The following is a 14,396-nucleotide window of genomic DNA, read 5'->3' as shown; positions in this document are numbered from 1 at the left end:
TTCAGGGGGCGAGTGCGCGCAACCAGCGATCCAGGTCCTGGATCTCCACTTCGCTGATGCTGTGGCCCATCCCCGGATAGGCATGGAACTGCGGCTCCAGGGCCAGCCCGCGCAATAGCCGGTTGGCCTCCACGCCGTCGCTGTAGGGCAAACGCTGGTCGCTGGTGCCATGGCCGATGAAGATCCCCAGGCGCTGCAACCCTGGCTCGCTCCTTAGCTGCGAGGCCAGCAGCGGCAGGATCTTCCCGCTCAAGGCGGCAATCCCGCGCACCGCTTGCGGATGCCGCAAGCCCACTTCATAGGCCATCGCCGCCCCCTGGCTGAAGCCCACCAGCACCACCTTGCCAGGCTCGGTGAGATACTTGGCCGCCGCCGCACGGACGAAGCGGCCGATCAACTCGGCACTGCTGGCCAGGTCTTCGCTGACGCCGTCATAAGGCCCTTGCCCCTGGCGCCGGAACCACTGGAAGCTGTCCTCATCGAGGGTCTGCGGCGCGCGGGCGGAGAGATAGGTGTAGGTCGCCGGCAAGCGTTCATGCAGCCCGAACAGGTCGGCCTCGTTGCTGCCGTAGCCGTGCAGGAAGATCACCAGCGGCTGGTCGCGGGTCTCTGTCGGCGCCTGTTCCAGGTAGCGCAGCGGCAGGTCGTCGTGCAGCAGGGTATCGGCGTGGACAAAGGGCGCGGCCAACAGGGCCAGTAGCGCCAGGCAACGGATCATGGATGGCTCCTTAAGTGGGGAAAATCGACGGCCAGAGCCTAGCACTGCGGACCTGGCTGGAGCAGCCGCCGCCAGAGCCCGCCACGATGACCTCCCTGGGCAGCCCGCGCCCGTTCAACCGGGCAAGCGCTGGCATCTCGCTTGCCCGGTGCCGGCAAGCCCCCGCCAGGCCAGCGGCGTGAGCAACAGCACCAGCACCAGGAACCCCACCTGGGACAGATAGAAACTCGCCAGCCACTGTTCGTGGGCGGCGACATAAAGGCTGTTGTGCAGGACGTCCAGCACAATGATCGCCAGGGTCAGCGCCAGCCCCCAGCGTGGGCGCCGCCACAACAGCAGCACGGCCAGCGGGTCCAATAGCGTCAGCGAACCCCAGAAGGCCCGGCTGACCAGGGGCGTATCGCTGCCGTAGCCATAGTCCCAGAGCAGGCCGTGGGCGAAGGCAGCGTGCAGATGATTGAAGGTCGCCGCCAGCAGGCACAGGGCGAACAACCAGCGGATGCACAGGGACAATCGAAACAAGGCTTGAGCCCCGGTCGGGTAGTGGAAGGCCCACTGCAAGATCGGCAGCAGGCGGTTCGCGGTGTGCGACACCGGATCAGTCGTTGACCAGCTTGCCCTGGCGAATGGGTTCGCGACCGGCGACCTTGGCCAGCCAGATCCCCGGCTGGGTGTAGCGTCCACGATCCAGGGCGAACAGTATGCCGCTGGTGCCGGCCCGGACGACGCTGGCCCGGTCGCTCAACGGATCCACCACCTCGAACAAAGCGTCACCGCGCTCGACCCACTCCCCGGCTTCACGCAGGAAACTGACCACGCCATGGTGCGGCGCGAACAGATACTCGGTGCCGTCGAACGACATGCCCTCGCAGCAATCCTGCGGCGCCGCCGGCCAGTCGCCGTCGATCAGCCCCTGTTCGGCGAGAAAGCCCAGGATGGCTTCGCCGTTGGCGCGCGCCTGCTCGACCCGGGTGTCGCCCATGCTGCCCAGCTCCAGGGTAGTGGCCAGGTTGGCCAGGGGGATCGCCGCCCGCGGGAAATCCCGCGCCAGGCGCAGCCAGGGGGCGGAGCAGGACTCATCGAAGGAACTGCCCCCGGAATCCTCGCACAGCAGCGCCACGCCAGCCTTGAGCCGCGCCGCCAGGGACCGCCATTGGGGCCAGTGCTGGGGCAAGGCATACAGGTGGATCGCCGCCTCGAAATCGCAATGCAGGTCGAGTGTGATATCGGCGTCGCAGGCATGGCGCAACAACAAGCGCTGCAGGGCTTCGAGCTGCGACAGCGGGGCCGGCAGCTCGTCCAGCACCTGGAGCATGGTGCGGCGGATCAGGGCCACGTTGGCCGCCGCGTCATCCGCCAACAGCTTGCCGATCCGGTCGCCGACCGGGCCACTGAGCTCGACGAAGGCACGGTTGAAGTTGTTGCCGCTGCCCAGCTCGAAGCGCCCCAGGTGGTTGCCTTGCACCTGCTGGTCGAGGCCGATGGGATTGGCCACCGGCACCAGTTCCACCGTGCATTGCAGGCGCCCCTGTTCTTCCAGTAGCGCCAGGCGTTGCTTGAGCTCCCAGGCGGTACGCATGCCGGGCAGTTCGTCGGCGTGCAGGCTGGCCTGGATGTAGACCTTGCGCGGGCCGTTGCCGAAGCGAAATACGCTGAGCTGGCGCGAAGTGCCCAGGTGGCCCCAAGGCAGGGCGTGGTCGATGCGTTGCATGCAGGCTCCGGAAAAAAGGCGTGGCGCAGGATAGAACAGCGTGCATAAAAATAAAAAAGGTGGCGACCGGGAGCCGGTCGCCACCTTTTTTCATGCCAGCGGCTTATTCGCCGTAGACATCGAAGGTGAAGTACTTGTCCTGCACTTCTTTGTACTTGCCATTGGCGCGGATCTCGGTGATGGCGGCATTGAATTTCTCCGCCAGCTCCTTGTCACCCTTGCGCACGGCGATACCGGCACCGCCACCGAAATACTTCGGATCGTTGTACTCGGGACCAACGAAGGCGAAACCCTTGCCGGCCTCGGTTTTCAGGAAACCGTCGTCAAGGTTGACCGAGTCGGCCAGCAGCGCGTCGACGCGACCGGACACCATGTCCAGGTTGGCTTCCTGCTGCGAGCCGTAGCGCACCAGGTCGATGCCGGCCGGCACCAGCACTTCGGTGGCGAAGCGGTCGTGGGTACTGGCACGCAGTACACCGACCTTCTTGCCCTTGAGCTCGGTCAGCGGGTCCTTGATGGTGGTGCCGGCCTTCATCACGAAACGAGCCGGGGTGTGGTAGTACTTGATGGTGAAGTCGACATTCTTCTTGCGATCGTCGGTGATGGTCATGGACGACAGGATGGCGTCGATCTTCTTCACCTTCAGCGCCGGGATCAAGCCGTCGAATTCCTGCTCGACCCAGGTGCACTTGGCTTTCATCTGCTCGCACAGGGCGTTGCCCAGGTCCACGTCGAAACCGGCGAGCTTGCCGTCGGGGGTCTTCATCGAGAATGGCGGGTAGCCGGCTTCGATACCGATGCGGATCGGCTTGGCCTCGTCGGCCGAAGCGGTGAAGGAAAACAGCGACAGTGCCAGGGCACCGAACAGCACAAACTTGTTCATTTATAACTCCAGGGGGCGGAGGTTTCTTGTTGGCAGCATTCGATCGTGGGCCAATCGAAGTGGCCAGCAGTCTAGAGCGGCTCCCTGGATGCAAATTGTGTTCATGCGACAAATACTTATAAAAAACATGCGCCCGCTGCCGGGCGCTTTTGCCTGCGCTGCGCCGTGGTGCACCCGCCCCGGCCAAAGCCGAGACTCGCCCCATGACGGCGCATTTTTAGCGCTCGAAGGCCCTGGGCGGCCAAGGGGTGTCGCCGCGACGGCGGCCTTCAACAGGCACAGGGCAAGGTCGGGGTTGGCGCGCCTGGCGCCTGGCCGCTCAGGGCAAAGCCTTCATCCAGCCAGCCGGTGATACCGCCGATCATTTCCTTGACCGGGTATTGCAGGGCCGCGAGCTTTACCGCGGCTTTGTTCGCGCCATTGCAGTGCGGGCCTGCGCAATACACCACGAACAGGCTGTCCCGCGGATAGTGTGCAAGGTGCTCGGCGGTGAGCAGGCGCACGGGAATATTGATCGCCCCCGGCACATGGCCCCGGGCAAAGGCGTCGGGGCCGCGCACGTCCACCAGGACAAAATCCACGGCACCGGCCTGCTGGCTGGAATAGACATCGGAGCAGTCGGTTTCAAAGCTCAGGCGGTTGGAAAAATGCATCAGGGCACGGGCGCACGGGGCGGCGGCGGTGCTGCGGACCAGGCTGGTCATGGGGCTCTCCAGGTATCAGGGTGGCGGTGAGCAGGACTTTATCCGCCCTGCCCCTACGGCTACAGTGGCGCTCAAGACAACGACTGGTAACTTTCCGCCAAATGCACAATCACCCTGGATTGGTGGCGATTCTCGCCTACGACGGCCTTTGCACCTTCGAGTTCGGCATCGCCGTGGAGATTTTCGGCCTGGCCCGGCCGGAGTTCGATTTCCCCTGGTACCGGCAAACCATCGCCGCCGTGGACCCCGGCCCGATGCGTGCCCTGGGCGGGATCCAGGTGCTGGCCGACGGTGGCCTGGAGCTGCTGGAGCAGGCGCGGACCATCATCGTTCCCGGCTGGCGCAGCCGCGAGCAGGCGCCGCCGCCGCGGTTGCTGGAAGCGCTGCGCCAGGCCCACCAACGCGGCGCGCGGCTGCTGTCGATCTGTTCCGGGGTATTCGTTCTGGCGGCGACCGGGCTGCTGGATGGTTGTAGCGCCACCACTCACTGGCGCTATGCCCGCGAGCTGGCCGAGGGGTTCCCGAATATCCGTGTGGACCCGGATGTGCTCTATGTCGATGCCGGGCAACTGATCACTTCCGCCGGCAGCGCCGCCGGTATCGATGCCTGCCTGCACCTGGTGGCCCGGGACTTCGGCACTCAGGTGGCCAACAGCGTGGCCCGGCGCCTGGTGATGTCGCCGCAACGCACCGGCGGCCAGGCGCAGTTCATTCCCGCGCCGGTCAGCCGCACCCCGCGCAGCGACCTCTCGCGGCTCATGCAATGGGCCCGGGAGCGCCTGCATCAACCGTTGAGCGTGAGCGAACTGGCGGCCCAGGCGCTGATGAGCGAACGTACCTTCCTGCGGCGTTTCCACGACGCCACTGGCGCCTCGCCCAAGGCCTGGCTGCAGCATGAACGGCTGGCCCGGGCCAGGGAACTGCTGGAAAGCAGCAGCGAGAATACCGAAACCATTGCCCTGCGCTGCGGTTATCGCTCGGTGGAGAGCTTTCGCGTGGCCTTTCGCGGCCTGGTGGGCGTACCGCCGTCGGTGTACCGCGAACGCTTCGGCCGCGGCCGGGAAAGCGCCCCGCCACCGCGCCCGTAGGAGCCGGCTTGCCGGCGAAGGGGTCGACGCGGGTCCGGCGGGGCGTCAGTCCTCGGGCTTGCGCAGCAGGTAGGTGTCCATGATCCAGCCATGGGCCTGGCGGGCCTCGAGGCGGACCCGGCGGATCTCGTCGGCAACCTCGTCGAGACGCCCGGCAATGAGGATTTCAGCCGCCGTGCCCAGGTAGGCGCCCCAGTAGATGTCCAGGTCCTGGTTGCGCAGTTGCCGATAGGCATCCTCGGCATCGAGCATCACCACCAGGCTGTCGGCGGAGCCGGCCTGCCCCGCTGCCAGGCGGCGTCCGGTGGTGATTTCCACGGAGCGGCCAATCCGGTTCAGCGGCACTTTGTGGCGGGCCGCCAGGGCCTGGACGCTGGTGATGCCAGGGATCACTTCGTACTCGAACGACGCCGTGCCGCTGGCGAGGATCCGTTGCAGGATACGCAGGGTGCTGTCGTACAGCGCCGGATCGCCCCAGGCCAGGAACGCCCCGGTCTGGCCCTCCTCCAGCTCCTGGTCGATCAGCCGTTCGAAGAGCTGTTGCTTGTCGCGGTTCAGGGCCTGGACGCTGGCCGGGTAATCCACTTCGCCACGCTCGCGCTCCGGGGTCCGTGCCTCGACGAAACGATAGGGGCGCTCGGTGAGGTAGCGCTCGCACAACTGGCGGCGCAGGTCGATCAGCGAATCCTTGCTCGGCCCCTTGTCCATCAGGAACACCACGTCGCAGCGGTTCAGCGCCTTGATCGCCTGGATGGTGATGTAGTCGGGGTGGCCGGCGCCGATGCCGATGACCAGGACGGTTTTCATGAAGGGATGCTCCCGCTGCTATGCCTGCGGGCCAGTATGGGCCGCTTCGGCCCCGGGAGAAATGCCGGCGCCGGACCTCAGGGACGACCGTCCAGGCGCAGGCGCCAGCACCCGGCGTGGCTTAGGTCCAGGCGCGCCAGGGGCTCGATATCGATCAGATTGAAGCTGTGCAGTGGCGCCTGGAGCGCCTCGAGCATGGCCGCACGCATGACCCACGGATGGGTCACCGCCAGCCAGTGCCCGGGCTGCTGCGCCAGTCGCTCCAGCCAGCGGGTCACGCGCTGGCATAGGTCGGCCACCGACTCGCCGCCCGGCGGGGCCTGGTGCGGGTCCGCCAGCCAGGCCTGAAGCGCCCGGGGTTGTTGCTCTTGCAGGGCATCGAGGGCCAGCCCCTGCCAGTCACCCAGGGCACAGTCGGCCAGGGCCGGTTCAACCTGATAATTGGGGCTGAACAGCGCGGCGGTCTGCCGGGTCCGCAGCTCTGGAGCGCACAGCACCCGGGTACTGCGCTTGAGCTCGGCGGCGCGGGAGGCCGCCTGGGCCTGCCAGTCCATCTCCAGCGGCTCGTCCAGGGGCAAGCGTGCCAGCTTCTGGGCGAGGGTACGGGCATGGCAGATCAGGGTCAGACGGGTGGCCTGCACGGGCAGCGCTCCGATGGATTGGCGACCGGGCATCCTACACCCATGGCGCCCGCGCGGGTTTAGCCGAAGCACCGTGGATGCGGCGGCTACGGGGTCCAGCGAGGCGCTCGCCAGTGAACCCGGCTGTTACCCAGGGTGCGTTCTCATGGATGACAGCAGGACGCCGGGTCAAGCTCCGCCCCAGAGCCTTTCGCCCTTATTGGAAAATTCACTGGACATGTAATGTTCATTACATAAATATCGCTTTCAGCTTTTTCTGAAACAAAAACTACACCCGGCCTGTCAATCATCCCGATGCCTTCTCTCAGAGACCTGATCACCGATCCCGCCCTCGACCTGACGCCCTCCGAGCGCAAGGTGGTGCGAGCCCTGCTCGACCACTATCCGCGCAGCGGCCTGGGCCCCATGTCGCGGCTGGCCGAGCACGCCGGGGTGAGCGACCCGACCATCGTGCGCCTGGTCAAGAAACTCGGTTTCAGCGGTTACGGCGAGTTCCAGGAAGCCCTGCTCAGTGACATGGATGACCGCCTGCGCTCGCCCAGCACCCTGCTCCACCCCAGGGCCCAGGTAGCCCGGGGCGACACCTGGGGACGCTACCTGGCCGACAGCCAGCGGGCCCTGCAGGACACCCAGGCGCTGACCCAGCCCGAGGACATCCGCGTGCTCATGGACTGGCTGCTGGACAGCCGGCACTCGGTGCATTGCTTCGGTGGACGCTTCAGCAGCTTCCTCGCCCAGTACCTGCTCAACCACCTGCGCCTGATGCGTCCGGGCTGCTTCTTTCTCGAAGACAACGCGCAACTGCCGGACCGCTTGTTCGACGTGCAGCGCCAGGACGTGGTGCTGCTGTTCGACTACCGCCGCTACCAGACCCAGGCCCTGCGCGTGGCCAATGCCGTCAAGGCACGCAACGCCCGGGTGGTGTTGTTCACCGATATCTACGCATCGCCGCTGCGCGAACTGGCGGACCTGGTCATCAGTGCCCCGGTGGAGTCGCTGTCGCCCTTCGACAGCCTGGTGCCGGCCCTGGCCCAGGTCGAGGCGCTGATCGCCTGCATGACCCCACGCAGTACCCATCTGGATCAACGCCTGGAGGGCATCGATGCCCTGCGGGCCGAATTCGCCACTCATGTGCTGGAGGAGAAATAAGGATGTTCAGCCTGCCCCATCGCTCGCCACGGGACCTGCCCTTCGTCGTCGACCACACCGCCCTGCTGCTGGTGGACATGCAACGGGCCTGGCTCGAGCCGCAGTTCGACCCGCACCTGCAAGGCCCCGAAGGCGAGGCGTTCCTCAAGCGCGCCCGGGAGCAAGTGATCCCCAACCAGCAGAAGCTCCTGGCCGCGGTGCGCGAGGCTCGGCAGAACGTGCTGCACACCATCATCGAGAGCCTCACCGCCGACGGCCGTGATCGCTCCCTGGACCACAAGCTGTCGGACATGCACCTGCCCAAGGGCAGCCCGCAAGCGGCGATCATCGCCGAGCTCGAGCCAGTGGAAAACGAGATCGTGCTGCCCAAGACCTCGTCCGGCGTCTTCAACTCCACCAACATCGACTACGTGCTGCGCAACCTGGAGACGCGCCACCTGATCGTCGCCGGGATCGTCACCGACCAGTGCGTGGACATGGCGGTACGCGATGCCGCCGACCGCGGCTACCTGGTGACCCTGGTGGAAGACGCCTGCGCCACCTACAGCGATGCCCGGCACCAGGCCTGCCTCAATGCGATCAAGGGCTACTGCTGGATCACCGACACCGCCACCGTGCTCGGGCGCCTGCGGGAGATCCGCGGATGAGCCGGAGCCAGGACATCGAGGCCCTGAGCCCGGTGGCGATGACCAGCATCGTCACCACCGACCTGATCGGCGTCACTCGCGGACGCTCGTTTCCCAGCGACGAGCTGGAGCACTACCGGCTCGGCGGTTGTGGCTGGGTGCCGGCCAACAGCGCGCTGACACCCCAGGACCTGATCGCCGAGGACAATCCCTGGGGCGCCTATGGCGACCTGCGGTTGATTCCCGACCTGGACAGCCGGGTCAGCGTCGGTGCCGGGCCCGATGCCTCGGCGCCGCCGTTGGACTTCGTCCACGCCGATATCCGCGAGACCGATGGCCAGCCCTGGGCCGCGTGCCCGCGCACCCTGCTGCGCAACGAGCTGGAGGCCTACCAGGCCCTGGGCATCCAGGTCACCGCGGCGTTCGAGCATGAGTTCAACCTCGACACCGGTGACGAGCAGGCCGAACACCTGGCGTTCTCGCTGCAGGCCCAGCGCCAGGGCGCGAGCTTCGGCGGCTGGTTGCTGGCGGCATTGCGCGCCGCCGGGGTCGAGCCGGAAATGTTCCTGCCCGAATACGGCAAGCACCAGTACGAGGTCACCTGCCGCCCGACCCAGGGCCTGGCCGCCGCCGACCGCGCGGTGAACGTGCGCGAGATCACCCGCGAGATCGCCCGGCAGTTGGGGCAGCGGGTCAGCTTCGCGCCCAAGACCGCCGAGAACGCGGTGTGCAACGGCGTGCACCTGCACCTGAGCCTGCAGGACCTGGACGGCACCCCGCTGCTCTACGATCCGCAAGCGGTGAGCGGCGACGACCTTTCGCGCCTGGGCCAGCACTGGGCCGCCGGAGTGCTCAAGCACCTGCCGGCGCTGTGCGCCTTCACCGCGCCAACACCGATTTCCTATGCGCGCCTGCAACCCCATCACTGGAGCGCCTCCTATGCCTGCCTGGGCCTGCGCAACCGCGAAGCCTCGCTGCGCATCTGCCCCACCGTGACCATCGGTGGCAAGCCTGAAGCGTCGCAATACAACCTGGAATTCCGCGCCCTGGATGCCACCGCTTCGCCGCACCTGGCCATGGCCGTGGTGCTGATGGCCGGCCGCCTGGGCATCGAGCAGCGACTGGCGCTCAATGCGGTGACCGACAAGGTCCCCGATGAACTGAGCGCCGAACAGCGCCGGGCCAGCGGCATCGTGCCACTGCCCGGCAACCTGCCCCAGGCCCTGGATTGCCTGCGCGAGAACCGCGAGTTGCGACAACTGCTGCCGCAGGCGCTGCTGGATACCTATTTCGCCGTCAAGCAAAAGGAAGTGTCACTGACCGAGCACCTGAACGCCGCCCAACTCTGTGAGCACTATGGACACCTGTACTAAATCCGCCGAGCTGGGACTCTATACCGAGCCGGCCTATCGCCTGTTCCGGGAAGACTCCGAGCATCCGCTGATCCTGGTGTGCGAGCACGCCAGCCCCTACATTCCGCCAGCCCTGAACGACCTGGGGCTGGACCCGGTGGCGGCCCGCGAGCATATCGCCTGGGACCCGGGCGCCCTGGAGCTGGCCCAGAGCCTGTCCCAGGCCCTGGGCGCGACCCTGATCGCGGCCAACTACTCGCGCTTGCTGGTGGACCTCAACCGGCCACGGCATGCCCCCGACAGCATTCCGTTGCAGAGCGAGATCTACCAGGTGCCGGGCAACCAGCACCTGGACGAAGCGACCCGCGAGTACCGGCGCCAGCAGTTGTTCACGCCATTCCACCAGCGCTTGCAGCGGATCATCGACCGGCGCCTGGCCCAGGGCCGCGAAGTGCGGGTGGTGGGCATCCACAGTTTCACCCCGGTGTACTACGGCCAGCCGCGGGACCTGGAAATCGGCGTGCTCTATGGCAACGCCACCGCCTATGCCGCCCGGGTCCTGGAAGGCTTGTGGGCCCTGCCGCTGAAAGTGGCCGGCAACCAGCCTTATGAAATCGATCCGTTGAGCGATATGACGGTACCGGTGCACGGCGATGCCCGGGGCCTGGAGTCGGTGTTGATCGAGGTGCGCAACGACCTGCTGCGCACCCCGCAGGCGGTACAGCACTGGAGCGATTGCCTGGCGCCGTTGCTGTAGTGCCTCAAGAGCACCGAGGCTCATCCAAGAACGCTGTTCGCAGGACTGCAATAACCATCAGAAAAACCGCCGTGGTGTGTCTTTGATCCTGCCAGGTTCAAACACCGGCCCGCGGCCCAAGCGTCAATGACGACGCACGCCGCGGGCTTTGCCCCTATTGGCTACAAGGAGAAGTGCTTCATGGAGATTGAAGAATTCGGCTACAAGCAGGAGCTCAAGCGCGGGCTGAACCTGCGCGACCTGGTGGTCTACGGGATGATCTTCATGATCCCCATCGCCCCGTTCGGGGTCTACGGCTACGTCAACCAGGAGGCTCCGGGCATGGTGCCCCTGGCCTACATCATCGGCATGGTGGCGATGGTCTTCACCGCCCTGAGCTACGGCGCCATGGCCCGCGCCTTTCCCATCGCCGGCTCGGTTTATTCCTATGCCCAACGCGGGCTCAACCCCCATGTGGGTTTCCTCGCCGGCTGGCTGATGCTCCTGGACTACCTGCTGATCCCGCCGCTGCTCTATGTCTACGCGGCCATGGCGCTCAACCACCTGTACCCGCAAGTGCCCAAGGTCGGCTTCATCCTGGCGTTCCTGGTCAGCGCCACCTTCGTCAACCTGCGCGGCATCACCTTCACCGCGCGGATGAACATCCTGTTCCTGCTGGCGCAACTGGTGGTCCTGGGGATCTTCCTGTTCCATGCCTGGAACGCCCTGCACGGCGGCACCGGCCACGGCGAGCTGACCCTGGCGCCCTTGTACAGCCCGGACAATTTCCACTTCGGCATGCTGATGCAGGGCGTGTCCATCGCCGTGCTGTCGTTCCTGGGATTCGACGCCATCTCGACCCTGGCCGAAGAGGTCAAGGGCGATCCCGGGCGTAGCGTCGGCCGGGCAGCCTTGATAACCCTGGTGGTGATGGGCGCGATCTTCGTGGCGCAGACCTGGATCGCCACCGACCTGGCAGCGGGCATGGGCTTCAAGTCCGCCGACACCGCCTTCTACGAGATTGCCGAACTGGCAGCCGGCAGCTGGCTGGCGACCCTCACCGGGGTCGCCACGGCACTGGCCTGGGGCGTGGCGGTGGCCATCACCTCGCAGGCCGCCGTGTCGCGCCTGCTGTTCGGCATGGCCCGCGACGGCAAGCTGCCCAAGGTGCTGGCCAAGGTCCATGCCAGGCACAACACCCCGCACATCAGCATCTACCTGGTGGCGCTGCTGTCGCTGGTGATCTGCTACCTGTTCATCGACTCGGTGGACACCCTCACCTCGCTGGTCAACTTCGGCGCCCTGAGCGGCTTCATGCTGCTGCACATCACCGTGATCAATTTCTACTGGCGCCGGCAGAAGTCCGGCCAGGTGCTGCGCCACCTGGTCTGCCCGTCGATCGGTTTCGTGATCGTCTGCGCCATCATGTACAACATGGGCGTGGATGCGCAGAAACTTGGCGCGATCTGGGTGGTCGCAGGATTGGTATACCTGTTTGTGCTCAACCGGCTGGGCAATGGTGCCGCCCTGCCGGATCCGCTCAAGCCATAGTGAACGCGGCGCGTTGCCCCACCGGGTGACGCGTCGTCCCGGCACGGCCATCAAGAGCAGTCCGGGAACCGGCCGCAAGATGCCGCGGCCGGGGACAATGCGTGGTAATCGACAGTGATGTCTGGCCGCCCGGCCCTGGGTCGGCGGCCCTTGATACAGGAGTGCATCCATGCTGGCCTTGCGCCCCGTGGCGTTATCCGACCTGCCCCAACTGCGGCGCCTGGCCCGCGGACGCCTGCTGGGCATCACCTCGCTGGTGGACGACGAAACCTGCCTGCGGGAAAAGATCCTCGACTCCCTGGCCTCCTTCGCCAAGGCCGAGGCCGACCAGGGACCGGAGAACTATTTCTTCGTCCTCGAAGACCCCGCCACCGGCGAGCTGCATGGCTGCTCCGACATCCTGGCCACGGCCGGTTTCAGCGAACCGTTCTACAGCCTGCGCAACCGCCCGTTCATCAGCAGCTCGCGGGAGCTGGACATCCAGCACGGGGTCCCTACCCTGTCGCTGTGCCACGACCTGAGCGAACAGACCCTGCTGCGCAGCTTCCACATCGACACTGCGCTGGCCGGCACGCCCCTGGCGCAACTGACCTCCCGGGCCCGCTTGCTGTTCATCGCCGCCCACCCCCAGCGTTTCGCCGACAGCTGCATCAGCGAAATCGTCGGCTACAGCGACGGCAAGGGCCAATCGCCGTTCTGGGAAGCGGTGGGCCAGCATTTCTTCGACTTGCCCTATATCGAGGCCGAACGCCTGTGCGCCCTGCAGGGGCGCGGGTTCCTGGTCGAGCTGATGCCCCAGTACCCGATCTACATCCCGATGCTGGCGCAGGCGGCCCAGGACTGCATCGGCCGCATCCATCCCGACGCCCGGGAAGCCTGCGACATCCTGGTGGACGAAGGTTTCGCCCCGACCCAGTACGTCGACCTGTTCGATGCCGGGCCGACCCTGCAAGCGCGCACCAACGAACTGCGCTCGATCATCCAGAGCCGGATCGCCACCAGCTACTTCGCCGTGCAGAGCGGCCGGGGCCGCCCATGGCTGTTGAGCAACGACCGCCTGCAAGGTTTCCGCGCCATCGTCGCGCTGCTCGACGAAGCTCCCGAGGAGCGTATCGGCCTGGACCAGGAGATGTTCCAGGCCTTGCAACTGGAGCCCGGCGCTGCCGTGCGGAGCATTGCGCTATGACCCCTTGTCGACTCGCAACCGTGCCGTTGCCAGGAGCCCGTGCATGATCGTGCGCCCGATTCGCGTCTCCGACCTGCCCGCGCTGCTGCGCCTGCTGGGTGGCAGCCAGCGGGAACTGGACAACCTCAGCACCGACCCCGAGCGCCTGGACCAGCGGGTGCGCTGGGCCCAGCGCACGTTCGCCGGCCAGGTGGAACGCGCCGACGCCGACTACCTGTTCGTGCTGGAAGATGACGAGCAGCAGGTGATCGGCATCTGTGGCTTGAGCGGTGCCATCGGCCTGCGCGAGCCCTGCTACAACTACCGGCTCGGCGTCACCCGTGGCAGCGCCCCGGGACTGGGTATCGAGAAACAGATCCCGACCCTGTTCTTGAGCAACGACATGGCCGGGCAATCCCAGCTGTGCTCGCTGTTCCTGCGCCACGACCTGCGCCAGGGCTATACCGGGCGCCTGCTGTCCACGGCGCGTTTGCTGTTCGTCGCCGAGTACCCGGCGCTGTTCGGCGAGAAGCTGGTGGCGGAGTTGCGCGGCCAGGTCGACAACCAGGGCTGCTCGCCGTTCTGGGACAGCTTGGGGCGGCATTTTTTCAAGATGGATTTCCAGCAGGCCAATCGCCTGTCCAGCCATGGCGGCAAGTCATCCATCGCCGAGCTGATGCCGCGCCAACCGCTCTATACCTGCCTGCTCAGCCCCCAGGCCCAGGCGGCCATTGGCCAGGCTCACGCCAGTACCGAGCAGGCGGTGGGCATCCTGCGCGATGAAGGTTTCAGCCACCAGGGCTGCATCGATGTGTTCGACGGTGGCCCGCTGATCGAGGCCGAAGTGGCGAAGATCCGCAGCGTGCGTGAAAGCCAGGTCCTGCCGTTGCTGGTGGGCAACCCGGACGAGCAGGCGCCGATGTGGCTGATCCACAACCGGCGCCTGGAGAGCTGCCGCATCACCGCCGCGCCCGGGCGCCTGGTGGCCGGCTGCTTGCTGGTGGACCGCCAGGCCACCAAGCGCCTGCAACTGCAACCCGGTGACTCGGTGCGTGCGGTGCCATTGCTGGCCTGCCCCGCCGATGCCGGTGGCCAGGCCCAGGTACGCACCGCCCCCGCCACCGCCTGGTAACGCCGGGCAAACCCGCTGGGTGTAGCCGCTGCCGCCCGCTGCGCACGGCCGCGCAGCGGGCGCAACCTTGCTAACGCCACAATTGAAGGCCCTGCGGGCCTTGGCGCAGCTTCGCAGGCTCAGCAGCGGCTAC

General features: G+C 66.5%; 15 protein-coding genes. 8 read left to right on the top strand and 7 right to left on the bottom strand.

What is annotated here, in order from left to right; all coding sequences use genetic code 11:
- Position 1: 1 nt before the first annotated feature.
- From H7A76_RS25430 to H7A76_RS25410, 5 genes are all read right to left on the bottom strand, one after another.
- Entirely contained in the window at positions 2–718 is a 717-nt protein-coding gene (locus H7A76_RS25430; protein WP_185701056.1) for an alpha/beta hydrolase, read from the bottom strand.
- Between the two features lie 114 nt (positions 719–832).
- Positions 833–1,240 (bottom strand): hypothetical protein, encoded by a 408-nt coding sequence (locus H7A76_RS25425; RefSeq protein ID WP_185701123.1) that lies wholly within the window; start codon positions 1,238–1,240, stop codon positions 833–835.
- A 76-nt stretch (positions 1,241–1,316) separates the two neighbouring features.
- The gene (locus H7A76_RS25420; RefSeq protein ID WP_185701055.1) at positions 1,317–2,429 is read right to left on the bottom strand and encodes a succinylglutamate desuccinylase/aspartoacylase family protein; all 1,113 of its coding nucleotides are present in this window, start codon (positions 2,427–2,429) and stop codon (positions 1,317–1,319) included.
- A gap of 103 nt (positions 2,430–2,532) precedes the next feature.
- On the bottom strand, positions 2,533–3,312 hold the full coding sequence (locus H7A76_RS25415; RefSeq protein ID WP_022643672.1) for an ABC transporter substrate-binding protein: 780 nt from the start codon (positions 3,310–3,312) through the stop codon (positions 2,533–2,535).
- A 269-nt stretch (positions 3,313–3,581) separates the two neighbouring features.
- A complete protein-coding gene (locus H7A76_RS25410) occupies positions 3,582–4,016 on the bottom strand; it encodes a rhodanese-like domain-containing protein (RefSeq protein ID WP_185701054.1) in 435 nt (144 codons plus the stop codon).
- 101 nt (positions 4,017–4,117) lie between these two features.
- Between H7A76_RS25410 and ftrA the strand changes: the two genes are divergently transcribed.
- Positions 4,118–5,104, top strand: coding sequence for a transcriptional regulator FtrA (ftrA, locus tag H7A76_RS25405; protein WP_185701053.1), 987 nt, complete (start codon positions 4,118–4,120; stop codon positions 5,102–5,104).
- A 45-nt stretch (positions 5,105–5,149) separates the two neighbouring features.
- On the opposite strand, the gene cobF is transcribed toward ftrA, so the two are convergent.
- Entirely contained in the window at positions 5,150–5,911 is a 762-nt protein-coding gene (cobF, locus tag H7A76_RS25400) for a precorrin-6A synthase (deacetylating) (RefSeq protein WP_185701052.1), read from the bottom strand.
- Positions 5,912–5,988: 77 nt separating this feature from the next.
- Positions 5,989–6,552, bottom strand: a complete 564-nt coding sequence (locus H7A76_RS25395) for a histidine phosphatase family protein (RefSeq protein WP_185701051.1) — start codon at positions 6,550–6,552, stop codon at positions 5,989–5,991.
- Between the two features lie 294 nt (positions 6,553–6,846).
- Here H7A76_RS25395 and H7A76_RS25390 point away from each other — a divergent pair, with 294 nt between their 5' ends.
- The 7 genes from H7A76_RS25390 (at position 6,847) to H7A76_RS25360 (ending at position 14,263) form a co-directional block, all read left to right on the top strand.
- A complete protein-coding gene (locus H7A76_RS25390) occupies positions 6,847–7,701 on the top strand; it encodes a MurR/RpiR family transcriptional regulator (protein ID WP_185701050.1) in 855 nt (284 codons plus the stop codon).
- A gap of 2 nt (positions 7,702–7,703) precedes the next feature.
- Positions 7,704–8,348 (top strand): isochorismatase family cysteine hydrolase, encoded by a 645-nt coding sequence (locus H7A76_RS25385; RefSeq protein ID WP_185701049.1) that lies wholly within the window; start codon positions 7,704–7,706, stop codon positions 8,346–8,348.
- Positions 8,345–9,700, top strand: coding sequence for a glutamine synthetase family protein (locus tag H7A76_RS25380; protein ID WP_185701048.1), 1,356 nt, complete (start codon positions 8,345–8,347; stop codon positions 9,698–9,700). Before H7A76_RS25385 ends, H7A76_RS25380 begins: the two co-directional genes overlap by 4 nt.
- On the top strand, positions 9,684–10,436 hold the full coding sequence (locus tag H7A76_RS25375) for an N-formylglutamate amidohydrolase (protein WP_185701047.1): 753 nt from the start codon (positions 9,684–9,686) through the stop codon (positions 10,434–10,436). Before H7A76_RS25380 ends, H7A76_RS25375 begins: the two co-directional genes overlap by 17 nt.
- A gap of 180 nt (positions 10,437–10,616) precedes the next feature.
- Positions 10,617–11,966 carry an APC family permease gene (locus H7A76_RS25370; RefSeq protein WP_185701046.1) on the top strand — a complete coding sequence of 450 codons (1,350 nt, stop codon included), beginning with the start codon at positions 10,617–10,619 and terminating at the stop codon, positions 11,964–11,966.
- Between the two features lie 169 nt (positions 11,967–12,135).
- Positions 12,136–13,152, top strand: a complete 1,017-nt coding sequence (locus tag H7A76_RS25365) for an arginine N-succinyltransferase (protein WP_185701045.1) — start codon at positions 12,136–12,138, stop codon at positions 13,150–13,152.
- Between the two features lie 43 nt (positions 13,153–13,195).
- Positions 13,196–14,263 (top strand): arginine N-succinyltransferase, encoded by a 1,068-nt coding sequence (locus tag H7A76_RS25360; RefSeq protein WP_185701044.1) that lies wholly within the window; start codon positions 13,196–13,198, stop codon positions 14,261–14,263.
- Positions 14,264–14,396: the final 133 nt, after the last annotated feature.

The organism is Pseudomonas sp. MSSRFD41 (assembly GCF_014230245.1).
GTDB classification, from domain to species: Bacteria; Pseudomonadota; Gammaproteobacteria; order Pseudomonadales; family Pseudomonadaceae; genus Aquipseudomonas; species Aquipseudomonas piscis.
The sequence above is the reverse complement of the archived record's forward strand: the minus strand, read 5'-3'. Positions and strand labels throughout refer to the sequence as shown.

Bases quoted from the DNA above. Each gene is read 5' to 3' on its own strand.
- H7A76_RS25430 (WP_185701056.1), bottom strand. From the start codon at position 718: ATGATCCGTTGCCTGGCGCTACTGGCCCTGTTGGCCGCGCCCTTTGTC.
- H7A76_RS25420 (WP_185701055.1), bottom strand. From the start codon at position 2,429: ATGCAACGCATCGACCACGCCCTGCCTTGGGGCCACCTGGGCACTTCG.
- H7A76_RS25415 (WP_022643672.1), bottom strand. From the start codon at position 3,312: ATGAACAAGTTTGTGCTGTTCGGTGCCCTGGCACTGTCGCTGTTTTCC.
- H7A76_RS25410 (WP_185701054.1), bottom strand. From the start codon at position 4,016: ATGACCAGCCTGGTCCGCAGCACCGCCGCCGCCCCGTGCGCCCGTGCC.
- ftrA (WP_185701053.1), top strand. From the start codon at position 4,118: ATGCACAATCACCCTGGATTGGTGGCGATTCTCGCCTACGACGGCCTT.
- cobF (WP_185701052.1), bottom strand. From the start codon at position 5,911: ATGAAAACCGTCCTGGTCATCGGCATCGGCGCCGGCCACCCCGACTAC.
- H7A76_RS25390 (WP_185701050.1), top strand. From the start codon at position 6,847: ATGCCTTCTCTCAGAGACCTGATCACCGATCCCGCCCTCGACCTGACG.
- H7A76_RS25385 (WP_185701049.1), top strand. From the start codon at position 7,704: ATGTTCAGCCTGCCCCATCGCTCGCCACGGGACCTGCCCTTCGTCGTC.
- H7A76_RS25380 (WP_185701048.1), top strand. From the start codon at position 8,345: ATGAGCCGGAGCCAGGACATCGAGGCCCTGAGCCCGGTGGCGATGACC.
- H7A76_RS25375 (WP_185701047.1), top strand. From the start codon at position 9,684: ATGGACACCTGTACTAAATCCGCCGAGCTGGGACTCTATACCGAGCCG.
- H7A76_RS25370 (WP_185701046.1), top strand. From the start codon at position 10,617: ATGGAGATTGAAGAATTCGGCTACAAGCAGGAGCTCAAGCGCGGGCTG.
- H7A76_RS25365 (WP_185701045.1), top strand. From the start codon at position 12,136: ATGCTGGCCTTGCGCCCCGTGGCGTTATCCGACCTGCCCCAACTGCGG.
- H7A76_RS25360 (WP_185701044.1), top strand. From the start codon at position 13,196: ATGATCGTGCGCCCGATTCGCGTCTCCGACCTGCCCGCGCTGCTGCGC.